Source organism: Sorangium sp. So ce375, from assembly GCF_051473855.1.
Lineage (GTDB): Bacteria > Myxococcota_A > Polyangia > Polyangiales > Polyangiaceae > Sorangium.
In genome coordinates this window covers 5931938-5955103 of sequence record NZ_CP150335.1, presented here as the reverse complement: position 1 = coordinate 5955103, position 23166 = coordinate 5931938, and the positions used below count along the sequence as shown (strand labels likewise).

Here is a 23166-nt window from a genome sequence, read left to right as displayed (position 1 = left end):
ACGAGAGGGCCCGTGTGGCGGGCGTAGCGCGGTCTCCGGCGCTAGGATGAAGAGCGTGAGCCACGCATTCGGCCCGACTCAGCCACCGCCGAACCGCGATGCGAACGAGCCGCCTGCAGCGCTCAGGGACGTGCAGGCGGGCCCACTGCCCTGCGAAGGCGAGCCGCCTGTCGACGCGACGCCCTGCGATCCAGCGGGGCACGTTGCGCTCGTGCCCGCCGCCTGCGCGCAGCTGGGCCGCGCGCAGGCGCCGCTGCTGATCCTCCAGGCGCCCTACCTCACGCCGCCGCCGCCGCCGGAGCGGCGGCAGCTCTCGACGCTGGCCGTGAGCTCGGTCGTCGCGGCGCTGTTCGGGCCGCTCGGGGCCATCGCCGCGATCGCCTTCGGCTGGGCGGCTCGCCGCGAGATCGAGCAGGCCCCCGCGCTGCGCAGGGGGTACGCGCTCGCCAGCGCCGGGCTCTCGCTCGGCGTCCTGCTCACCCTCTGCTGGAGCTCTGCGATCGGCTTCGGCATCTGGATGTGGACCACACACCACGGCGGCGAGACGGCCTCCGCCGTCCCCGAGGGGGAGGCCTCGCCGGAGCCGGCGAGCGCGGCGTCCCCGTCGGTGCCGCTGCCGGACGTGTCTCCTCCGGCGGCGCAGCCCAGCGGCGTCCCTGAGCACACGACCCACCGGCGCATCGGCGGGCTCTCCATCGTCGATCTCGGCACCGACGTCTCCGTGCTCAGCGAGGAGCTCGCCAAGCAGCGCGCGGAGGCATACGCCCAGGGCGAGAAGGTCCTCGTGATGACGACGAGCGATCCCTGCGAGCCGTGCCGCGGGGTCGACCGCGCGCTCGGCGATCCGCTGATGCAGACGGCCCTCCGGAGCGTGCGGCTCGTGCGCGTGGACATCGATCTCTTCAAGGAGGATCTCGATCAGATCAAGGTGCCGCGGCGGCTCTACCCCGGCTTCTTCCTGCTCTCGCCGGATCTCTCCCCGCAGGACGGGATCAACGGCGGCGAGTGGGACGACGACATCGCGCGCAACATCGCGCCCGTGCTCGGGGCGTTCGTGCGGGGCCAGTACACGACCCGCCGGCAGCCGTGGCACCCGCTGCCCGGCTCGGGCATGCGGCTCTGAGCCGGGCCGCGCGCGGCGACCAGCCCACCGCGCGCCGGACAGGGTAAGCTCGGCCCGTGAAGCGCTTCGTTCAGCTCGCCATCTTCGCTCTCTGCGTCGCGTTCAGCGCCTCGGCGGTCTACAACGTCGTCTCCGACAACGCCGACGTCGAACGGAGGGCGGCGCTCGTCGCGTGCGGCGAGGACGGCGCCGCGAGCGCGCCGGAGCCGCGCCGCGCGAGCGACGGCTGCAGGGTGCAGATGACGCGGCTGGAACGGACGCCGTTCGGCCAGACCTTCGAGTTCAGCACGGCGAAGCGCGCCGTGGGCGTCAGGTGCGAGCGGGCGCTCGTGTTCGCAGGCGAGTACAGCTGCAAGCTCAGGTGATCGCCGCGGCGGCGGCCCTCGCGGCGCCCGCCGCGACAGGCCGTTATCCGCGCGGAAGTTACGCTATGGTGGGCGGCCGTGACGAGCCGCACAGCGCGCCTGCCTCGCTCGATGGGCCTCGAGGCCGGGCGCATCTTCGTGGGCTTCGCCTGCGCGGCCTGCGCGGTCGCGCTCGGGGCGCCGCCGGCGCTGGCCGCGCAGGAGCCCTCGCAGGCGCCGCTCCGCTCGCCCGCGGCCGCGCCCGCGCAGCCGCCGCCGAGCCAACCGGCGCCGCCGAGCCAACCGGCGCCGCCGAGCCAACCGGCGCCGCCGAACCAGCCCGCGGCGCCGGGCGGCGCGCCGAGCCAGCCTGCGCCGCCGGCCTCGCAAGATGAGACGGAGAAGCGGCTCCGCATCGAGCACGCCACCGCGCTGCACGACGAAGCGCAGCGCCTCTACCGGCACGGCGAGTACCGCGCCGCCATCGCCAAGCTGGAGGCCGCCGCGGAGCTCGATCCCGAGGGCAAAGAGCTCGTCTACAACCTGGCGATGATCCACGAGCGGCTCGGCGAGATCGACGAGGCCAAGCGCTATTATCTCCGCTACCTCGACATGGAGGCGCTCCCGAAGGCGCGTGAAGAGGTCAAGGCGGTCCTCACGCGGCTCGAGGGGGCGAAGCGGGAGCTCGCCAGCGCGAGGCCGCCGCCGCCCGCGAAAGCCGCCGCGGTCACGACGGCGCTGCCGTATCTGCCGCGCCTGCCGCGCCATCCCGAGGCGGCGAGCGGCGCGAGGCCGCACGCCACCTGGCTCGTCGTGAGCGGGGGCATCGCCGCGGGTTCGCTCGTTGTCGGCAGCGTCTTTGCCGCGCTCGCCGTGGCGCGGGATCCCGGCTCCGACGCGCGCACGGGGGGCGGCGTCTCCATCGCCGATCTGCAGGCCGACGCGAGCGCCGCTCACCAGTGCGCCGTCGCCGCGGATGTCGCGCTCCTGGTCGCCGGGCTCTCGGGCGCAGCGGCGCTCTACCTGTACCTGTCTCCGCGGGCTCCCGCGGCGAGCGCGGCCTCGGCCGTCCGCGCGAGCGCGGCGATAGCGGGGCACGACCGCGGCCTCGCCGCGCGCGGCGCCGGCGCAGGAGAGGAGGCGCAGGGGGTCAGCCTGTCGCTGGGCGCCGAGGGAGCGCGGCTCCGGGTGCGGTTCTGATGCGCCCCAGTCCACGCGGAACGAGGGCCGCGCGGCGGCTGCTCGGCGGGCTCGCCGCGCTCGCCGCGCTCGCGTGGCTCGGCGCCGGGTGCGAGGCCGTCGTCGACGGCGAGCTCGGCACGGTGCACTGCTCCGACGAGGGCGCGATCGGGCCCCCGGCGTGCCCCGACGGCGCCGTGTGCAGCGAAGGCGCCTGCGTCGAGCAGCAGCCGGAGCGCGCGCTGGGCGCCCGCTGCGAGCGGCACGAGGACTGCGGCGCGCTCGATTTCTGCCTCGATCCCGCGCTGTTCGGCGGAGAAGGGCCGCGCGTCTGCGCTCGCGCGTGCTGCAGCTCGAGCGACTGCGATCCTGTCCGGGATGCGGTCTGCTGGATCCCCGACGGCGGAGGGAGCGGCCTCTGTCGCATCGGCCGGGAGGTCCGCCGGCCCGACGTGGGCACGCAGCTCTCCGGCGCGCCCTGCGCCTCGCACGGCGACTGCCGATCGGGCATCTGCGACGGCGGCGAGTGCGTCGACACCTGCTGTTCCGACAGCAACTGCGCGACGAACGCGGCGGCATGCCGGCTGACGACGGATCTCGTCTCGGCCGGTCCGGCCTGGGCGTGCCAGACCGCCGCCCGGGGCGACGGCGGCTACTTCGATCCGTGCATTCGGAACACGGACTGCGCCTCGGGTCTCTGCGCCACGGTCGGAGAGGCCGAAGAGACGGACCGCCGCTGCACCATGCCGTGCTGCGGATCGGAGATGTGCCCGGCCGCGCCCGAGACGGGACAGCGCGTCGGCTGCGCTGAGCTCACGAGCCCCGGAAGCCCGACCGTCCGCGCGTGCATCCGGCTGCTGTCCGGGGACGGCGTCGCGATCAACGGCGTTCCGTGCTCCGGGCCCGAGGACTGTCGGACGGGGTTGTGCATCGAGGATCGTGAACAATCGCAGCAATTCTGTAGCGACGCCTGCTGCAGCGATGCGTCCTGCGGCGACGCCGCGTTCTTCGGCTGTCGCCCGCGAGCCACAGAGCGGTCGTGGGCCTTGCGATGCGAGCCCAAGTAACGGACGATCCCCGTCGCGGTGGTAGCACCTACAGCGGACGGCCAGTTCCCAGCCAGCGCGCCCGGGGCGCTCGGCGAGCCCAGCGGGGCCGTGGCGCTGATTTGCCCGCGCTGTCACCACCTCGCGGCCGTAGCTCTGGAGGCGAGGTGCTCGTCCAGCCAGCTTCCGTCCGCCGGCGAGCGCGGCTCCCAGGACGGCCAGAGCGCGAAGCTACCGCGTTGCCCCCACGACGGGCTGGCGCTCGTGAGCCGCGAGGCGCTTGCCGAGGCCGACGGGGATCCGTTCCTGGGGATCACGATCGCGGATCGGTTCGTGATCGTGGGCAAGCTCGGCGCCGGCTCGATGGGCACGGTGTACCGCGCGCGCCAGGAGGCGATGGGCCGCGACGTGGCCATCAAGATACTGCGGTCGGATCGGGCCTTCGACGCGCAGGCGAAGGCCCGCTTCACCCGCGAGGCGCGAGCGATGAGCCTCCTCCGGTCGCCGCACACGGTCACCGTGTTCGATTTCGGCGAGGTCGTGGACGACTCGACGGACGCGGCCTTCGGCCGGGATCGCTCCACGGAGCAGGGCTCGCCCGGGGAGGGGACGAGGTCGAGCAGCGGCTCCCTCTACCTCGCGATGGAGCTGCTCGAGGGCGAGTCGCTGGGGCAGCGGCTCAAGCGATCGCGGCGGCTGCGCGTCGGTGACGCCGTCCGCTTCGTGCGGCACGCGCTCCTGTCGCTGGCCGAGGCGCACGACAAAGGGATCATCCACCGGGACCTCAAGCCGGACAACCTGTTCCTGGCGAGGCCCCCCGCGGGCGAGCACGAGGAGATCGGCAAGGTGCTCGACTTCGGCATCGCGAAGGTGATGACCGGGACCGAGCGGCCGGTCGACGCCCTCGAGACCCAGGCGGGCACCGTCTTCGGGACGCCGCGGTACATGTCGCCGGAACAGGCGCAGGGCAGGCCCCTCGATGCGCGGAGCGATCTCTACTCGCTCGGCGTCCTGCTCTATCAGATGCTGGTCGGGAGGCCGCCGTTCACCGACGATGATGCGGTCGTCGTGATGGCGAGGCACATCAAGTCGTCGCCCGTGCCGGCGAGCGAGGCCGCGCCGGACGCCAGGATACCGCCGTCGCTCTCGCAGCTCCTGCAGCGCGCGCTGGCCAAGCGGCCCGAGGATCGGCCCCGGAGCGCGCAGGAGTTCATCGCCGAGCTCGATCGCGCGATGGATGAGGCCAGGCCGAGCCTCGATCGCGATCGCCTCGGCCCGGCGCAGCCCGCCGAGGCCGGCGCCACGAGCGAGCTGCTCGCGGTGGTCGGCGACGGCGCCGACGCCGCGCAGGCGCCCGGCGCGCGGCCTCCCGCGCCGCGGAGGCGAACCTCGCGCGTGGCCGTCGGCGCAGGTGCGCTGTCCCTGATCGTGATGGCGCTCGCCGTGCGGGAGCTCCGCCACCCTGCCGACGGCAGCGTTCGCGGCCTCCAGAAAGGGGTGGCGCTGGAAGCGAGGGCACTCGCGGGCGCGATCGCGCCCGCCGCGCCGCCCGCCGCGACGGCGCCGGCCCCGGCGCCCGCCGCGACGACGGCGCCCGCCTCGGCGCCCGCCGCGACGACGGCGCCCGCCGCGACGACGGCGGCGGAGGCCGCCACCGCGGCGCCCGCGCCGACGGGCGTTCCATCGGCGCCGACACCGAAGCGAAAGCCACAGCAGCAGCGCCCGTACGTGAAATTCGACTCCCGTATGTGAAATTCGACTGAAGACGGCACGCGCGTGGCGCCGCTGCGCGAGGTCGACGCAGGGCCCGGAGACCCGCTCTTCCATGGAGTCCCGCCGCGCGAGAGAGCTCGCCGTCCGATCGCCGTCGGCGCCGAGAGTCGCTGTACGAGCCCGAGGCTAACGTGTAACTTCGCCGCGCACCGATGGATCCCCGGGAGATGGAAACGCTCGTCCAGCGGCTCGTCACGAATCCGCATGACGGGGAAGCCCTGGCGTATGCTCACCGAGCCGGGGAGCAGGACCCTCGCTCGTACGCGATGCTGCTCGAGCGCGTCGGCAGCTCCACCGCCGATCCATCGTACGCGGCGCACTGGCTGAGCGAGGCCGCGAACGTGTGGTCGACAACGATCGGCGACGCGCACCACGCCGCGCGGACGCTGATGATCGCCATCGACAAGGACCCGACGCAGCGGACGGCGGCGGAGCGGCTGGCGCAGCTCTACCGCGACAAGGGCGACCAGAAGGCGCTCGTCGCGCTCCTGGAGCGGCTCGTCAAGGCGCTCACGCCGCTGCTCTTCGAGCGGCCCGAGGTGCGCGCGCAGCTCTCGACCTTGCACGAGGAGCTCGGCCGGCTCTGGAGCGAGCCGCCGCTCTCGCGGCCGGAGCGCGCCCTCGAGAACTGGCGCCGACTGGCGGACCTCGATCCGCACAACGTCTACGCCATCTACGCCGCGCGCGAGATGCTGAAGGCCCAGCAGCAGTACGCCGAGGCGATCCCCTACTTCGCGATGGAGCAGGCGCTCGTCGACGATCCGGAGCGGCGGCTCGCCCTGCTGCGCGACGAGGCCGACATCCGGCGCCGCGCCGGCGATCTCGCGGGCTCGACGGTGGCGCTGCGGAACGCGCGCGCGTTCGTGCCGCACGACGTGGGGCTCATCCAGGCGCTCGGCGTCGCCATCGTCGATCGCATCGAGGCGGGCGAGCCGGTGCCGCAGCCAGAGCGCGACGAGGCCGCGGAGCTCTTCGTCGCGCTCGCGGAGACGTACGACGGGGAGTACGGCTACTCGTACTCGGTGTACGCCCTCCGCGCGGCGCCTGGCCACGATCGGGCCATGCAGCTCGCCGACCACTACGCGAAGCAGCTGGGCCGGATCGCGGAGCTCCGCCCGCGCTACCTCGCCTACCTCCAGGTCAACCCGAACGGGTTCATGGCCGCCGAGGCGCGCAAGCGGGCGTCCGTGGCGCCCCCCCCGCGGCTGCCGTCGGTGCCGCCGCCGCCCGTGGGCGTGGCCGCCGCTCCTGCGCGCCGGTCGTCGGCGCCGCCCGGCGCGGGAGCCGTGCATATGCGAGCGCCGGCGCTCCCTTCCGGCATCCTCGCGTCGCCGGCCGTCGCGGGCTTCGGCGAGCCGGCGGTGGCCGCGTTCGCGCCGGCATCCTCGCTGGGCTCGACGGCATCGGACGCGCTGGCTCCGCCCGCGGACGCCGCGGCGCCGGCTCCTTTCGTGGCCCCCTCGGAGGCGCTGCAGCCGGCGCGAGAGGAGCCAGCCGAGCTTCGCAAGCCGGTGCCGCTCGCCAGGCTCCGCGAGGTGCTCAAGGCCGAGCCGGCCAACCCGGACGCGCTCGCGCAGGTGGAAGAGCAGCTCCGCGAGAAGCGGATGTTCGCGGAGCTGCGGGACGTCCTGCTCGCGGCGGCGCGCGTCCCCGAGGCGCCCTTCGAGCGCAGGAGGGCGCAGCTGCGCGACGTCGCCGGGCTGTGCGAGGAGCAGCTGCGCGACGTCGACACGGCGGTCCAGGCCTGGAGGCTGCTCGCCGAGCTCGATCCCGGTGACGCGCAGGCCCAGGCCGAGCTGAGGCGGCTGCTCGAGCGGAGCTCGCGCTGGGACGACCTCGCCGCGCTGCTCGAGCAGGACGCCGCGGCCACGCCCGACGTCGCGCAGAAGATCGAGATCGAGAAGGCGCTCGTCGCGCTCCACGAGCAGAAGCGCCGCGATCCCATCGCGGCCGCGGAGGCGTGGGCGCGCATCGCGGCCCTCTCGCCCGACGACGGCGCGGCGATCCAGTCCGCCGTCAAGCTCTTCGAGCGCGGCGAGCGGTTCGATCTCGCGGCGCGGGTCCTCACCGACGCGACCTCCCGGTCCCAGGGGAAGCTGACGCACGGGCCGCTCCTTCAGAAGCTCGGCGAGCTCCGGATGCGGCTCGACGAGCCGGGCGCCGCCGGCGATGCCTACAGCCAGGCGGCCGGGCTCCTGCGCCAGCCGAGGCTGTGGGAGCTCGCGCAGAAGGCCTACGTGGCGGCGGGGCGGCTCGCCGAGGCGGCGAGGGCGCTCGGCGAGCGCGCGCTGCTCGCGGACCGCAAGGCGCGCCCGGCGCTCCTCGTCCAGGCGGCCGAGCTGCTCCTCAGCGCTGGGGACGTCGACGGCGCGCTCGACCGGGTCGAGCGCGCCGTCGAGCTCGATCCGGCGACCGACGCCGCCCCCGCGATCGAGGAGCTCTACCGGCGCGCCCAGCGGCAGCCCGAGCTCGTCCGGTTCCTCCTGAGCCGGGCCGAGCTGCTCGGCGACAGGGCGGAGCGCATCGCGGCGCGACGGAGCGCGGCGGCCCTCCAGCGCGAGCTCGGCGACCGCGACGGGGAGCGCGCCACGCTCACGCTCCTGCTCGCCGACGGCGACGACGCCGCGGCCATCGCGCGGCTCGCCGAGGACGCCGACGAGCGCGGCGATCACCAGCAGGGCGCGGAGCTCCTCCGCAAGCTCGGCGACCTGACGGACAGCGAGCCCGGCAAGATCTCGCTCGCCCTGCGCGAGGCGCGCATGCTCGCGGAGGGGCCCGGCGACCTCGAGGCCGCGATCGCGCGTTACGAGGCGGTCGTGGCGACGCTCGATCCGCAGAACCGGATCGCGCTCCGGGGGATCGCCGATCTGGAGGAGCGGCGCGGCAACCCGCGGGGGGTCGCGGGCGCGCTCGAGCGCGAGCTCGTGCTCGTGTACGGCCCCGAGCAGGCCGACATCGCGCAGCGGCTCGCGGCGCTGTACGAGGGCCCGCTCGACGATCCTCACGGCGCCATCCGAGCGCTCGAGCTCGTCCACGCCGCCGAGCCGGATGACCTCGACGCGATCGCCCGGCTCGTGCGGCTCGCCGAGCGGCTGAACGACTGGCCGAAGGTCGCGCGCCTGATGGCGATCTTGATCGAGGTGGAGGGCGACGAGGACGAGGCGTCGCAGATGACCCGGCGCCTCGCCGAGCTCCTGGATCAGAGGCTGGGCAAGAGCGACGAGGCGCTGGCGCTCCTCGAGCGGCTCGCCGATCAGGGCGACGAGCCGTGCCGGGAGGCGTACGTCGCGCTCGGCGATCGGATCGGGTGGAAGGGGGTCGTCGCGACAAAGCTCGTCGCCTGGAACGAGTCGATCGCGCGCGCGGGGCGCGACGTCGCCCTGCGCGGGGCCTTCGAGCGCTTCGTGGAGGTCGGCCGCCAGAAGGACGCCGCGCGTGTGGCGATGGAGCTCGCGCGCTCGCGCACCGCAGACGCAGGCCTCGCGGAGAAGCTCGAGGCGATCGCGGTGGAGCTCCAGGATCGCGAGGCCCTCGCCGTCGCGCACGAGCTCCTCGCCAGGGATCTCTCGGGCACGGCCCGGGCGGCCGAGCTCGTGCGGCAGGCCGAGGTCCGGGTCTCCGTGGGCGCCGACCCCCTGGAGTCCATCCACCACGGCGAGGGCGCACTGGCGAGCGTGCCGACCGCCGAGGTCGAGCCGCTGCTCCAGCGGCTCGCGGCGCTGGCCGAGGCCCCGGATCTCATCATCGACCTCTTCGAGCGCCAGGTGAGCCGGTGCCGCACGCCGGCCGATCGCCTCGCGGCGCTCGTCCGCGCCGCCCAGATCGCCTGCGAGCGCGGCGCCATCGACCGCGCGAGGAGCTTCTTCGAGCTGGCCCTCGGCGGCGGCGTCCAGGAGGAGACGATCACCACGCTCGAGCAGGTGGCGCGGGACGACGACGAGCGGTCGCGGTCGACCGCGCTGCGCGCGATCCTCGCCGAGGCGCTCGCGGCCGGCGGCCAGGGCTCGCGCGACGGCGGCCGCACCCGGGCGGCGCTGCTGCGGCGCGCGGCCACGATCGCCTACAAGGATCTGGGCGACGTCGACCGCGCCTTCGGCTGGCTCGGTGACGCCGTGCTCACGCAGGTCGACGACGCGTCGCTCGACGCGCTCGAGGCCCTCGGGCGCGACGTGGGCGATCTGCCTCGGATCGGCGCGATCCTGAACCGCGCGCTGGATGAGGTGTTCGACGGCCCGCTCGTGCGCAAGCTCCTCCAGCGGCGCGCCAGGCTGCGGCGCGACGTGCTCGGCGACCGGCAGGGCGCCGCGGCGGACCTGAAGAAGCTGCACGATCTGTCGCCCTCGGACCAGGACGTGATGAACGACCTGTCCGCTCTCCTGCTGGAGCTCGGCGATCACCGCGGCATGATCCAGCTGTACGAGGATCAGATCCTCCGCGGCCGCGATCCGGCGCAGCGGGCGGAGCTCGCGCGCAAGGTGGCGCGCCTCTGGGAGGAGGAGCTCGGCGAGGCGCGCGAGGCCGCGGACGCCTGGCGCCGCGTCCTCCGCATGAAGGCGGGCGATCCGGACGCGACAGCGGGCCTCGAGCGGGCCAAGACCGGCAAGCTCAAGCGCACTCCGCCGCCGCCCTCGCTGCCGACCCGCGCGCCGGGCCCGCCGCTGACCGAGCCGCCGCTCGCGCCCCGGGCGCCGGCGCTCGAGACGCTCGGCTTCGAGGCCGGCGTGGAGGCGGCGGTGAGCAACGGCTACGCAGGCGCCGAGGCGCACGCGGATGTCGAGGCGCTGCCGGCCGCCGAGGCGCCGGCCGCCGCGGAGGAGCTGCCGGCCGCCGAGGCGCCCGCGGTCGCGGAAGAGCTGCCGGCCGCGGAGGCGCCGCCGGCCGCCGAGGCGCAGCTCGCGGACGCCGCCTCGCAGGCGCTCCCGGTCGAGCTGCAGCAGCAGGTCTGGGCCTACGGCGACGCGTCGCACGCCGGCGCGGACGACGCGAGCAGCGGCGCTGCCCACCTCGACGTGGCGCTGAGCCACGGGCAGAGGCTCCCTCTGGATAGCGCCACCCAGGTCATCCACGTCGCTCCGGCCGCGTACGCCGATGCGCCGGCCGCTCCTGCGCAGTGGTCGGACGTCGACGCGGACGCAGCGCCGCCGGCGCACGCCGACATCGACAATGGCGAGGCCCATCTGGCGCACGACGAGGCGCCCGCCGCCGACCCTGCGCTGCCCGTCGTGCCGCCCCTGCCCGCCTCCGACGAGATCGACGTCGACGCCGACGCGGACGACGTGGAGTACATCGACGACGACCCTGGTGCTCGCTAGCTCTCCTCCGCCGATCCTCCCCCCGGCGCTACGACCGGGCGACACCGTCGCGGTGATCGCCCCTTCCAGCCCGTTCGAGCACGTCCTCGCGCGGGTCGGCATCGGCTGGCTGGCCCAGCGCTACCGCGTGCTCTTCGACGCGGGCGGGGGGCCGCCGTTCGCCGGCGATGGCCGGCGGGGAGGGGAGACATCGCTGTCGGCGCCTTCCGAGCACGGGCTGTTCGCGCGGGCCGGTTACCTGGCCGGCAGCGACGCGCGGCGCCGCGACGAGCTCGCGCGCGCCCTCTCTCACCCCGACGTGAGGGCCATCTTCGCGGCCCGCGGCGGCTACGGCGCGAACCGGTTCGTCCACCGGCTCGACTGGAGCGTCCTCGCAGCGCACCCGCGCTGGATCGTCGGCTTCTCCGACGTCACGGCGCTCCACGTCGAGGCCGCGCGCGCCGGCGTGGCGTCGCTCCACGGCGTCCACGTCACCGCGCTCGGGCGCGGCGACGCCCGCGCCCGCGCCGCGCTGATCCGCGCCCTCGAAGATCCGCTCGGCGAGCGCCGCCTCGAGGGCCTGATCACGCTGCGCGCCGGCGTGGCCGAGGGGCCGCTCTTCGGCGGCAACCTGGCCCTGCTCCACGCCTGCGCCGCCGCGGGGCGGCTCCGGGTCCCGGAGGGGTGCATCCTGCTGCTCGAGGACGTCACCGAGCGGCCCTACCGCATCGATCGCATGCTCGCGACGCTGGAGGTCGGCGGCCACCTCGCCCCGGCCGCGGCGGTGGTCCTCGGCGACTTCGAGCAGTGCGCTCCGGGCCCCGACGGCGTCACGGTGGACGAGGTCCTCCGCGACAGGCTGCTCCCGCTGGGCGTCCCCGTCGTCGCCGGGCTGCCGATCGGCCATGGCCATCGGAACGAGCCCGCCATCCTGGGCGGCCGCGCGCGCGTCCTCGCCCACGGCCCCGAGGCCGCGGTCACGCTGGCGGGCGCCTGAGCGATCACGCGATCACGCGATTACCAGAAGACGCTCTTCCGCTCCTTCAAGCCGCGGTTCAGCATCGACTGGATCCGACCCTTCACGAGCGCCACCTTCTCCTGGATCACCGCGTCGTCGTCGTCGGGGTCGCCGTGGAACGTCATGGGCTCGCCGAAGTAGATCCGGTATCGGGTCGGCAGCGGCAGCTGGCCGCCTGGGAGCAAGAGCTGTGGGATGATCGGGAACGTCGGCATCCCGAGCGCCTTCGAGACCGACTCCAGGTTGCCGAGCGAGATGTACTGTTCCTCGCCCCCGATGACGGCGATGGGCACGATCGGCGTGTCGGTCTCGAGCGCGAGCCGCATGAACCCGAGCCCGAAATCGAGCAGCTGGTAGCGGCTGGAGAACCCCTTCGAGATCCCCTTCGTCCCCTCCGGGAACACGAGGATCGCCGCGCCCATGTCGAGCAGCCGCCGCGCGTTCTCGGGCACGCCGACCACCTGGCCCACGCGCGAGAAGAACGTCGCCACGAACGGCAGGGTCTGCGTCCACTTCTCGACCATGCTCCGCATCACGCGCGGCGGCTCCGCGTCGAGGAACAGCGAGGCCGCGATGAGCAGGCCATCGAACGGGAGCTGGCCCGAGTGGTTCGCGATGAGGAGCACCCGGCCGGTCGGGACGCGCTCGATGCCGAACACATCGGTCCGGAAATAGAAGCGGTGAAAGAACGCGGCGACCCCGACCGCGTACTTCGCCCACTCCCGGTCGAGCCCGAACGGGTCGACCCCGTCCGCCGCGTGCGGCAGCGCGACCCGGCGCAGCCGGTCCTCGAAGTCCTGTCCGAGCAGCCGGATGGTCGCGTCGTCGATCGTGCCGCGCAGGCTGTCGATCCCGACGCGCGCGAGCGGCAGCGCGCTGTGCGTGACGAAGTGGCTCAGCCTGGCGAGCGTCGTTCTGCTGGCCATGAGCGGCGGACGATAGCAAAACTCGGCTGGGCCTGCACAGGCACGAAGGGCTTGACCATCGGCCTCCTCGAAGCGACCGTCGCTCCGATGAGCGAACGCAGCGAACGCATGCTCGGTCGAAGCCGCCGTCCCAGCTCAGACACCGATCCGTCCCTCCGGTCCATCCTCATCACCGGCATCTGCGGTCGTCTCGGGCGGCGCCTGGCGCGGCGCCTCCACCGAGAGCGGCACGTGATCGGCGTCGACAGGCGCAGCTTCGAGGGGCGCCCCAAGGACATCGAGCATCACCAGATCGACATCCGCCGCAAGAAGACCCAGGACATCTTCCGCCAGGAGCAGCTCGCCGCGGTGGTCCACCTCGGGGTCATGCACGATCCGCGGGTGAGCCAGATGGAGCACCACAGCTGGAACCTCGCGGGGTTCCAGCGGCTGCTCGAGTTCGTGGCGCAGTACGACGTGCCCAAGCTCATCGTGCTGTCGAGCGCGAACGCCTACGGGCCGCGCCCCGACAACGCGCAGTTCCTCACAGAGGACGCCCCGCTGCTCGGCGGCGCGTCGTTCAGCGAGATCCGCGACCTCATCGAGGTCGACATGCTCGCGCAGTCGTTCTTCTGGAAGCACCCCCAGACCGAGACGGTCATCCTCAGGCCGGTCCACATCCTCGGCTCCGTGCGGAACGCGCCGTCGAACTACCTCCGGCTCAACGTGATCCCGACCCTCCTCGGCTTCGATCCGATGGTGCAGGTCATCCACCAGGACGACGTGGTCTCCGCGATCCTCGCGGCGCTCCGCCCCGGCGTGCGGGGGATCTTCAACCTCGCCGGGCCCGCGCCGCTGCCGCTCTCGCGCGTCATCGACATGACCGGCCGGACCCGCGCGGCGATTCCCCACTTCGTCATGCAGACGATCATCCCGCGGCTCTGGCGGTTCAGGGCGACCTCGTTCCCGGCGCCGGAGCTCGATCACATCCGCTACGTGTGCATGGTCGACGACCGGCGGGCGCGCGAGATCCTCGGCTACGAGCACGCGCACGACATCCAGGAGACCGTCCAGGCGGTCGACGACATCACCTGAGGGGCGTCATGAAGAGAGCGACCCGGATCGAGCGCCTCGTCGACTACTACGAGGACTTCGCGCCCGACTACGTCTCTACCTGGAAAGACATCCAGCACTACGAGAAGCCCGTGCGCGCGTTCCTGCGCGAGGTGGTCACCGAGGGCGCGCGCGTGCTCGACGCGGGCTGCGGTCCGGGCCACCTCACCCGCGATCTCCCGCCGTCCGTCGATGTGGTGGGCTTCGACATCGCCGAGGGGATGCTCGAGATCGCCCGCAAGAAGCGGCCTCACGGCGCCTACCACCGGCACGACTACCACCTCCCGATCCCCCGCTCCTGGGGGCGGTTCGACGTCGCCCTCGCGCTCGGCACCCTCGAGTTCTGCGACGATCTCCCGCTCGTGCTCGGGAACCTCGCTGGCGGGATGCGCCCCGGCGGCCGCCTGCTGGTGAGCATCGTCGAGCGGAGGCCGAACGTCCGGCTCCACGAGCGCCACGCGCGCCCGCTCTCCGACGCCGAGCTCTCAGGCGTGAAGATGTATCTTTACACCTTCGCCGAGCAGACGGACGCCATCCTGGCTTCTGGCCTGCTCCCGCGCAGCTACAGGCTCCACCCGGGCTGGCGACACACCGAGTACGACGTCGATGTGCTCTACGCGCTCTGGGACCTCGAGGCCTCACACGGCGGCCGGTGATCACCCTGGACAGCGCGGCGAGCCTTTCCGCGCCGCGCTGTCCAGGGTATCTCGTGGAGAGGAGAGCCACGGTTCGATGGAAGTGAAGCTCGGCGGCACCTTCCTGACCTGCGCAATGGGGCCGCTGCACCACGCCGGCGTGTGCATGCAGGCGAGCCGGGTGCCGGAGGGGCTCCGCGAGCTGGCGCCGGAGGGGCTCCTCGGCGGCTTTCAGCGCGGCGTCGACCAGGCCGCGAAGCTCGCGGGCGTGCGCCGGGAAGACGTCGAGCGCCTCCTCCCGATGGCCGACGTGCGCGACGCCATCGAGCGGCTCGGCGACAGCCAGTCCGAGGCCGTCCTCGCCTGGGACGTCTACGCGGGGCGCATCGGCGGGCTGCTCGAGGGCGTCGCCGAGGTGACCGACCACGGGCGGGCCCCCGACGCCGGCATGTGGCTCGAGCGGCTGGCGAACAAGGTCCGGCGCGATCGGCCGTTCGCGGAGCCGCTCCAGGTGCTCGCCGAGGACATCGCGCAATGGCAGGTGATGATCGGCCGCTGCCGCAAGCTGCTCGATGAGAGCGGCGGCGGCGCGCTCGCCAAGGCGTATCGCCGGCGGCGGAACCGCAGGATCGCGTCGATCGTCGTGTCGGCCCTCGTCATCGTCGCGGCGCTGTCGGTGATCCTGCGGCTCCGCGCCGCACGCGCGCGCGTCGACGCGGTCCTCCAGCGCCCGGAGGTGTGCGCCGTCCGCGACATCGCGGAGGACGATCTCGGACGCGCGGCGAGCGAGCAGCAGCGGCGCGTGGCCGCGCGGATCGAGCAGTGCGCCGCGGTGGAGGCGCAGGAGGCGCGCGAGCGCGAGGAGCGGCTGCGCGCCGAGGAGAAGGCCCGCGAGGAGCAGCGGCTGCGCGCGGAGCGCGACGAGAAGTGCGCCGCGCTCGCCGTGCGGTTCAAGGCGGGGGCGTTCTCGGACGACGACGGCAAGATCGCCGGCGTGAGCAACGATCTGCTCCGGCGGATCGCGGGGCGGAGGCTCCTCGCCACCGACGTCGGCCCGACCGGCCCCGCGCTGCCGTGCGACGGCGCGCGCGGCGGAGACGAGCTGCGCGCGGCCTTCGCGGACGCCCTGATCGCGTCGGTCTGGACGTGGGCGCCGGCGGCCGATCCCGGCCCGAAGCTCGGCGAGATGATCGCGGCGCGGCGCGCGGAGCTGCCCCCACGCGCGCAGACGATGCTCGCGGTCCGGACCGCGTACGAGTCCAAGAAGGCCATCGTATCGGGCGATCCGGCGGCGCTGGGGCGGGCGTCGCGCCTGTGCGCGCTCACGGCCACGCTCGAGATCGCGAGCGGCGCCGGGTGCGCGGCCCTGGCGAGGCTGGCCGTCAAGCCTGCGCCGTGAGTCGGACTTCGGCCCATCCCCCGCGCCGCGCGGCGAACAGGGGCTCTTCGAGCCCGCCGTCTTCGCACGACAAGGGATCGCCTGGGCGATGAGGTTCTAGGGAAGGTGAGGGGAGAGGGGCCGGAGGGGCAAAGGCGGGGCGGTGGGCGCCCCGCCCGCGGGGCTGCTCACTTGAAGGCGGGGATGGAGTCCGCGTCGAGCACGCACACGGCCGCGCCGGGGTCGCACTTCACCTTGAGGTCCGGGGAGATGCCAGAGAGAGGATCGTTGCAGATGGCATCGTCGACCTTGTCCGTGGGGATCGGATTGCCGTCGGCGTCGAGCTCTGCCTTGTAGACCCGACAGTCGACCAGCGGCCAGAGCCCGACGACCTTGTACGTCGCGGAGCAGCTCTCTTCCGAGTACGTGACTTCTGCCTCGAATTGATTCGCGAGGTTGGCGGCCGTCACGTACACGCGCAGGTTGCGCCACTCGAGCTTGTGCGATCCCAGCGCCGGCGGCGGTGCGTCGCCTTCTCCAGCGCCGCCTTCGCCGGCACCACCGGCTCCGCCAGCGCCGCCTTCGCCAGCACCACCGGCTCCGCCAGCGCCGCCTTCGCCAGCACCACCGGCTCCGCCAGCGCCGCCTTCGTCAGCACCACCGGCTCCGCCGCCCTCGCCAGCACCACCAGCTCCGCCAGCACCGCCCTCGCCAGCGCCACCGGCTCCGCCAGCGCCGCCCTCGCCGCCAGCGCCGCCCTCGCCGGCAGGCAGCAACACCACCTCGGCAGGAGCGAACGTCGGCACCGTGCAGATATTGTCTTCATCCGGTTCGACCGTGGCGAAGGCACCGATCGCGAACGCGTTCAGGTCCGGGTTCGGGTCGATCGTGGCGCCGCCTCGATACCAGTCGCCGAATTCCGCCGTCTGGATCGCGACGAGCTTTGTCTCCACGTCGGGGAGCTTGTCGCCATTCTTGTCCGGATTGTACATCTGCATCCCGACCATCTCGACAGTCCCGTCCTTCAGCGCACAGGCGCCCTCCGCGTCCCCGCTGATCCGGGTGAACTTCGTCGCGTACGGGTAAAAGCTCGCCGTGGCGACGGTGCACTCGGGTGTGGGCTGCGAGCAGCCCGGAGACATCGCCGCGAGCGGTGAGACCGCCCCGAGCGCCGCCATCCAAACAAGCCATCGCTTCTTCATCGCTTGCATCCTTTCCCGGCGCGCTGCGTCTAGAAGGTGACCCGCGCGCCGAACCGGAACTGCCGCGGCGTCTGGTATTGCGTCGGCTTGCCGAAGTTCGGGTTCACGGCCTGGGCGTCGAGCGGCTCGCCGCTGTTGTGGTTCTTCACGCACGTCGGGCCCCCGTTGCTCGGGCTCAGATCTTCACGCGTTCCATCGACGCAGGGATCGACGTACGCGGTCGTGTAACGCTGCTCCACCTGGACGATCTCCTGGAAGTTGAAGATGTTGAAGACATCCATGCTGACGGTGAGCTCGCTGTCCTTCGCGAGCTTGACCGAGTAGCCGATGTGACCGTCGATGTTGTGGACCCAGGGCAGGCGGCCGCCGGCGCCTCGGGGCAGGACGAACGTCTCGTCGGAGCCGTACAGATAGTGCGCTCCCCAGTAGTCGATGGGCGCGCCGGAGCGGGACCTGTACGTGAGGCCGAGATCGAGGAGCATGCCCTTCGGGAGCTCGATCGCCTTCGCGCCGTAGACCTTGATCTCGTGCGTGTTGTCGCCCGGCAGGGGCCCATCGCGGTTGACGAGGAGCGACGCCAGATCGAACTCCGTGTTAATGTTCGGATCGAGCTGGTCGGTCTCGGGCTTGAAGAGGCCCGGATAGTTGCCCCGCAGGTACGACAGCGTATAGCTCACCTGGGCGAGCCACAGGTCGGAGAAGGTCTTCTGGAAATAGAGGGTGAGCGCGTCGTAATCGCGCGTCGCCTCGGGGAAGTCCTTGGCGATCCCCTTCCCGGGGTTGCCGATGAAGTAGGTGTTCGCCTCGTCCCGGCTCATGTCCTCGATGACGTTGTTCATCCAGCGCTTCGTGTACATCGCGCCGACCCGCCCGTTCGGTAGGACCTCGTACTCGCCGCCGATCACGATCTCGTCCGACGACTGCGGATCGAGGTCCGGATCCACCGGGGACTTGCCGCCGCCGAGCGTGTACCAGTTCTTGTTCGGGTCGTGAGGCCCGCCGATCGGGACCCGGCTGTCGTCGTTCCGGCACTGCCCTTCGCCATAACCCGTCGCATCCACGGGATCGGCAGCGTTGCAGCCACCGGCGCCCGCCACGTGATAGGAGAGGGTGTTCCGTTCGTCGCCGAACGCGCGATCCAACATGTCGAGGGGGACGCTCTCGTAGTACCGCGCGTAGTTCGCGAACACCTTCGACCGGCCCTCCTGCGTGATGTCGTAGACGACGCCCACGCGCGGAGACCACTGGTTCGCGAGCGCCAGCCCGAGCGTGCCGTCGTTGGCGAAGAGGTACTGCGCGTCGTAGCGCACGCCGATATTCAACGTCACCCGGTCGAGGATGCTCCAGCTGTCCTGCGCGAACGCGCCGATCGTCGCTCCGAGCGACGACACCGTGATCTTGTCCTGGATCACGTAGTCCGTGGCGCCGGGGCCGGTCGCCAGGCCGTCAGGACCGGTCAGGAAGCCGAACTGTCGTTCGTCGTGGAAGACCTGCTGGCCGCCCCAGTCCGTGAGGCTCCCCTCCTCGCCGTAGGTGGTGCCGCCCGCGTACGCCTTCGTGTGCTCGTACGTCGTGATCTCGCCGTCGATGCCAGCCTTGACGACGTGGTGCCCGAGCCCCTCGAAGATGCTCGTCACCATCGCCTTCAGCTGGAAGCGGTTGAGCGAGGCGTCGTCGATGTAGTCGGGGCCGCCTTTCCAGTAAGCGCGCACCGCGCAGGGCAGCGCGGAGGGAGCGTCGGTCCCCGACGGCAGCGGCTCGCACATGGCCCGTGCCTCGGGCGAGAGCGTCTCGAAGTCGTAGATCGAGTACCGCTGCGGGTCGAACCTCTCAAAGACCACGAGGGGCACGCCCGCCAGCTTGTTGTGCGTCCCGAGCTCCGAGCCGTCCGGGGGCAGCCGCCCGGCCCGCTGGTTGTGCCAGCCGAGCGTCGCGTCGAGGAGCAGGGACTTGTTGTTGAACGCCGACGACCACTTCAGCGCGACGTCGTTGGACGACGCCACGTACTCGTGCGCCAGCGCGCCGTACTCGCCGATGATGTTGGAGAGCTCGACGATGCCCCGCTGCGGGTCGAACCCGAAATTGCCGTTGCCGCCCGAGGAGGAGGGGGAGCCGTAGACGGAGAGCGCGACGCTGTGGTCCGGATCGATCTGGTAGGTCAGCTTGCCGAGGTACTGCAGCGTCTGCTCCTCGGCGCGGTAGAAGCGCTGCGTGCCCGGCAGCCGATCGACGCGGTTGAGCCCGGTCTTGGGATCCTTCACCGGCTCCAGCGTGATGGGGTCGTAGCGCGTGACGAACAGGTTGCGCTCCATCGAGTAGCTCTTGAACGCGAGATCGGCGCCCGCGTAGAACCAGAGCTTGTCCTTCAGGATGGGGCCGCCGACCTCGAACCCGTAGTCCCGGATGGACGAGAGGGTCGTGTCGGTCTGGATGGTCTCGCCCTGCCGACGGACCTGCTTGGGGCTGCCCTCGAAGGCGCCGGGCGTGATGTTGAAGAAGACCGAGCCCTGGAACGCGTTGCCGCCGCTCTTCGTGACGACATCGAGGACGCCCCCGGTCGCGCGGCCGAACTCGGGCATGTACCCGCCGGCCACCACGTTGACCTCCTTGATGAACTCCATGGTGAGCGGCGTGCCGATGATCCCGTAGGCAGGGTCGTTCACCGAAAGGCCGTCGATCACGTACTGGTTCTCGGGCGAGGAGGTGCCGGCGATGGAGGTGCCGAACTCGTCGGCTTGCGCCCCGGGCGTGGTCGCGGCGATCGTCTCGAAGGAGCGCGTCGTGGCGCCCTTCCCCGTGGGGGGCGCGACGGCGATGCGCCGGGTGAAGTCCTGGGTGATGCTCTGGGCCACGCTGCTCGAGCCGACGTCGACCGTCGGCGCGCGGCCGACAACGACGATCTCCTCCGCCTTCAGCGCTTCCGGGAGCAGCTCGACGTTGACGCGGATGGTCGACGCGGCGCGGACCGCGATCCCGCCGCGCGCGTACGGCTTGAACTGCTCCTTTTCGAAGCGCAGTGTGTAGTCGCCCGGCGGCAGGTTCGGGATACGGTACTGGCCAGTACCGTCCGTGACGACCAGCTGCTCCCCTTGCAGCGCCGGTGAGGTCGCCGTCACGACCACATCGGCGGCCGGCGCCCTGTTCGACGCGTCGACTACCCGCCCGAGGAGCACGCCGCTGCCCGTCTGCGCGAACGCAGGGTACGCGGTCAACAAAGTCGTTGCGAGCAGCAGCAACGCCGCCCACAGCCCCAGCGGCGCACGTGGTGAGCGCCCTCCGTGTTCCAGCCTCTTTTCGAGAAACTTCACGGAATTCCCTCCAGAAGTGTAGGCCCCTCGAGTCCTTCCTTACCCTAGACAGGAATCGCGCGAGACAATAGACTTTTTTGTAGGACTCGCTCGCTTGTACACTCCGGGTAGGCGCCGCACGCTTCCATACGTCGCGGCTTCTCTACCTCGATCGGATCGAGTCCTAGGAGTGACGACCCCATGTTCGACTCGGTACTCGGTCGCGCTACCGCCACCCAGGGGCGGCTAGGGACGGGGACAGCGCTCTCCATCGTCGCCCACGTGGCCATCGCGGGCGTCATCCTCTGGCAGGCCACACGCCCCCGAACCGAGAAGCCGAAGGACGTCGAGGTCACATTTTTCGCCCCGGCGCCGCCTCCTCCTCCGCCACCCCCTCCGCCGCCACCTCCTGGCGGCGGAGCGAAGCGCCCGCCGAAGGTGGAGCGCATCGAGCAGCCGAAGCCCGTCAAGACGCCTGACACCATCTACGACATGCCGGAGAAGAAGCCCAAGGCCAAGGCGCCTGAGCCAGAGCCGGAGCCGGTCGCGGCGCCGGAGCAGCCGGGCGGCGTCCAGGGGGGAGTCCAGGGCGGTGTTCAGGGGGGCACCGTCGGCGGCGAGGTCGGCGGGCAGATGGGCGGTCAGCTGGGCGGCAAGGTCGGCGGCCAGCTGGGCAGCACGGCGCCGCCGCAGAACGTGGTGCTCGCGTTCGGCCCCGGGATGGAGCGGCCGAAAGAGGTCTCGGGTTGCAGGCCCAACTTCACGCGCGAAGCGCTCGCTGCCAGGGTCGAAGGCCTCGCGCTTGTCAAGTGCGTCATCACGCCTACGGGCAAGCTCACCAACTGCAGGATCGCCAAGGGCCTGCCGCACATGGATGCGGCGATCCTGAGCACGCTGACGACGACCTGCCGGTATACGCCCGTGATCTATCAGGGACGCCCGGTTTCCGTCGACTACACCATTCCCATCAGGCTGAAGATGCCCTGAAGGGCGCGCAGGAGAGACGGGTGTTGTTGAAAGGGCGGAGCACGTAGTAGATGAGGGCATGTGGTAGGTTCGCGCTTCAGCACTGCCGAGTCCGCTCCGGCGCCCAGAGGCGCTGTTTCAGCATAACCAAAACCATCACGCCATGTGGGGCGCCAGGAGGCGCGAGACGATGCAATTCACGCTGATCGAGCTGTGGGGCCACATGGGGATCTTCGCGAAGCTGATTGTCTTCGCGCTGGCCATCATGTCCGTCGCGTCCCTCATCGTCTTGGGCGAGCGCATCGTCGTGTCGTCCATGTCGCGCGCCGCCTCCCGCGCGTTCGCGGCGCGGGTCGGGCCGCTGCTCGCCCGGGGCGAGCTCGAGGGCGCGTGGACCGCCGCCAGGTCGGGCGGCGAGATCGGCTATCTCGGGCGCGTCATCGGCGCCGCTCTCGCCGCCTACGCCTCGAGCGCGCCCTCGCGGCTGCCGGCGCAGGGGCACGAGCGAGACGGCGTGTTCGAGTCGGTCTCGCGGGCGCTCGAGCGGCAGGCGCAGCGGGAGGTGCTCAGCCTGAAGCGCGGTTATGGCCTGCTCGCCACGGTCGGGTCCACGGCGCCGTTCGTCGGCCTGCTCGGGACGGTGATGGGCATCGTGACGGCGTTCCAGCAGATGGCGGCCTCCGGCTCCGGCGGCCTCGGCACCGTCTCGGCGGGTATCGCGGAGGCGCTCATCACGACCGCCTTCGGGCTGCTCGTCGCGATCCCGGCCGTCATGGGCTACAACTATCTCCAGGGCTGGGTCGAAGCCCGGGCGATCGACATCTCGGAGTCGTCGAACGAGCTCCTCGACGTCGTGGCGAAGCGGCTCGATGGCCGCCTCGCGCCGGCCGCCGAAGAGGCTGCTTGACAGGGGACCCGCGCGACACCCCGCGTGCCTCTCCGCGGAGCGCGGCGCCCGGCGCCTCGCGCCCGCGGTGCGGCGCGCGGTGACGCGCCCAGCCGGGAAGCGAGCGTTCCAATGGGGATGGGTGTCGGCCCGCAGAGGGGCCCCAAGAGCGAGATCAACGTCACGCCGCTCGTCGACGTCGTGCTGGTGCTGCTCATCATCTTCATGGTCGTCACGCCGATGCTCCAGCGCGGCAAGGACGTGAAGCTGCCGCAGGCCGCGAAGGTGGACGAGGAGAAGAAGGAGGTGGACCCGCTGATCCTCTCCGTGACGCTGGAGAAGACGGTGTGGGTCGAGAACGACAGGTACGATGACGCCGGGCTCGCCGAGCGGCTCACGCGTGAGCTCGCGGCGCAGCCGGGGCGCAAGGTGCTGGTCAAGGGGGACCAGCGCCTCTCGTTCGGCGACGTCCGCAGGGTGATGGAGACGGCGCGCAGGTCGGGCGCGAAGAGCGTCTCGCTGGCGGTCGAGGAGCTGAAGGGGAGATAACGGCGATGAGCGCGCGCGCGAAGACGAAGTTCGTTATCAAGCCGGCGGTGCCCCTGAACTCCGACATCAATGTGACGCCGCTCGTCGACGTCGTGCTGGTGCTGCTCATCATCTTCATGGTCGTGACGCCGCTGCTCGAGAAGGACATCGGCGTGCGCGTGCCGGACACAGAGCAGGTCAAGCAGGACACCCCGCCGCCGCCCGACCAGCTCGTCGTCCGGGTGAGCGCGGAGGGCGAGCTGCGGGTGAACGACGAGCGCGTCGAGCGCGCCGATCTCGTGGGCAGGCTCAGGCCGATCCTCGAGCGCCAGAGCAGGCCGCAGGACAGGATCGTCTTCGTCGTCGCCGACGACGGCGCCGTCTATGGCACCGTCGTGGAGGTGCTCGACGGCGCGAAGGCCGCCGGCGCGCAGACGCTCGGCATGATGACCGAGCTCCCCGAAGCGCCGCCTCCCTGACAGCGGCGCGCTC

At 72.1% G+C, this 23166-nt stretch carries 17 protein-coding genes; 14 read left to right on the top strand and 3 right to left on the bottom strand.

From position 1 onward, the window contains the following. Nucleotides 1–55 precede the first annotated feature (55 nt). The 7 genes from WME90_RS21975 (at nt 56) to WME90_RS21945 (ending at nt 11753) form a co-directional block, all read left to right on the top strand. Complete coding sequence (locus tag WME90_RS21975) at nt 56–1123, top strand: DUF4190 domain-containing protein (RefSeq protein ID WP_437283131.1); 1068 nt, start codon at nt 56–58, stop codon at nt 1121–1123. Nucleotides 1124–1179: 56 nt separating this feature from the next. Then, a complete protein-coding gene (locus WME90_RS21970) occupies nt 1180–1488 on the top strand; it encodes a hypothetical protein (protein ID WP_437283130.1) in 309 nt (102 codons plus the stop codon). 78 nt (nt 1489–1566) lie between these two features. Further along, nucleotides 1567–2667, top strand: coding sequence for a tetratricopeptide repeat protein (locus WME90_RS21965; RefSeq protein WP_437283129.1), 1101 nt, complete (start codon nt 1567–1569; stop codon nt 2665–2667). Further along, the gene (locus tag WME90_RS21960) at nt 2667–3713 is read left to right on the top strand and encodes a hypothetical protein (RefSeq protein ID WP_437283128.1); all 1047 of its coding nucleotides are present in this window, start codon (nt 2667–2669) and stop codon (nt 3711–3713) included. Before WME90_RS21965 ends, WME90_RS21960 begins: the two co-directional genes overlap by 1 nt. 18 nt (nt 3714–3731) lie before the next feature. Then, nucleotides 3732–5444 (top strand): serine/threonine-protein kinase, encoded by a 1713-nt coding sequence (locus tag WME90_RS21955; RefSeq protein WP_437283127.1) that lies wholly within the window; start codon nt 3732–3734, stop codon nt 5442–5444. Nucleotides 5445–5632: 188 nt separating this feature from the next. Then, on the top strand, nt 5633–10777 hold the full coding sequence (locus tag WME90_RS21950; protein ID WP_437283126.1) for a hypothetical protein: 5145 nt from the start codon (nt 5633–5635) through the stop codon (nt 10775–10777). After that, a complete protein-coding gene (locus WME90_RS21945) occupies nt 10767–11753 on the top strand; it encodes a S66 peptidase family protein (RefSeq protein ID WP_437283125.1) in 987 nt (328 codons plus the stop codon). Before WME90_RS21950 ends, WME90_RS21945 begins: the two co-directional genes overlap by 11 nt. 20 nt (nt 11754–11773) lie before the next feature. Here the strand turns inward: WME90_RS21945 and WME90_RS21940 are convergent, their stop codons facing one another. Next, on the bottom strand, nt 11774–12700 hold the full coding sequence (locus WME90_RS21940; protein WP_437283124.1) for a lysophospholipid acyltransferase family protein: 927 nt from the start codon (nt 12698–12700) through the stop codon (nt 11774–11776). A gap of 108 nt (nt 12701–12808) precedes the next feature. Between WME90_RS21940 and WME90_RS21935 the strand changes: the two genes are divergently transcribed. From WME90_RS21935 to WME90_RS21925, 3 genes are all read left to right on the top strand, one after another. Continuing rightward, nucleotides 12809–13774 (top strand): NAD-dependent epimerase/dehydratase family protein, encoded by a 966-nt coding sequence (locus WME90_RS21935; protein WP_437283123.1) that lies wholly within the window; start codon nt 12809–12811, stop codon nt 13772–13774. An 8-nt stretch (nt 13775–13782) separates the two neighbouring features. After that, nucleotides 13783–14448 carry a class I SAM-dependent DNA methyltransferase gene (locus WME90_RS21930; RefSeq protein WP_437283122.1) on the top strand — a complete coding sequence of 222 codons (666 nt, stop codon included), beginning with the start codon at nt 13783–13785 and terminating at the stop codon, nt 14446–14448. Between the two features lie 76 nt (nt 14449–14524). Beyond that, nucleotides 14525–15826, top strand: a complete 1302-nt coding sequence (locus WME90_RS21925; RefSeq protein ID WP_437283121.1) for a hypothetical protein — start codon at nt 14525–14527, stop codon at nt 15824–15826. Nucleotides 15827–15993: 167 nt separating this feature from the next. On the opposite strand, the gene WME90_RS21920 is transcribed toward WME90_RS21925, so the two are convergent. Both WME90_RS21920 and WME90_RS21915 read right to left on the bottom strand, forming a co-directional pair. Beyond that, entirely contained in the window at nt 15994–17007 is a 1014-nt protein-coding gene (locus tag WME90_RS21920; protein ID WP_437283120.1) for a hypothetical protein, read from the bottom strand. A gap of 29 nt (nt 17008–17036) precedes the next feature. Next, on the bottom strand, nt 17037–20219 hold the full coding sequence (locus WME90_RS21915; RefSeq protein ID WP_437283119.1) for a TonB-dependent receptor: 3183 nt from the start codon (nt 20217–20219) through the stop codon (nt 17037–17039). A gap of 276 nt (nt 20220–20495) precedes the next feature. Between WME90_RS21915 and WME90_RS21910 the strand changes: the two genes are divergently transcribed. From WME90_RS21910 to WME90_RS21895, 4 genes are all read left to right on the top strand, one after another. Then, entirely contained in the window at nt 20496–21281 is a 786-nt protein-coding gene (locus WME90_RS21910) for an energy transducer TonB (RefSeq protein ID WP_437283118.1), read from the top strand. Nucleotides 21282–21450: 169 nt separating this feature from the next. After that, nucleotides 21451–22167 carry a MotA/TolQ/ExbB proton channel family protein gene (locus WME90_RS21905; protein WP_437283117.1) on the top strand — a complete coding sequence of 239 codons (717 nt, stop codon included), beginning with the start codon at nt 21451–21453 and terminating at the stop codon, nt 22165–22167. 111 nt (nt 22168–22278) lie between these two features. After that, on the top strand, nt 22279–22695 hold the full coding sequence (locus WME90_RS21900) for an ExbD/TolR family protein (RefSeq protein WP_437283116.1): 417 nt from the start codon (nt 22279–22281) through the stop codon (nt 22693–22695). A gap of 5 nt (nt 22696–22700) precedes the next feature. Beyond that, on the top strand, nt 22701–23153 hold the full coding sequence (locus WME90_RS21895) for an ExbD/TolR family protein (RefSeq protein WP_437283115.1): 453 nt from the start codon (nt 22701–22703) through the stop codon (nt 23151–23153). Nucleotides 23154–23166: the final 13 nt, after the last annotated feature.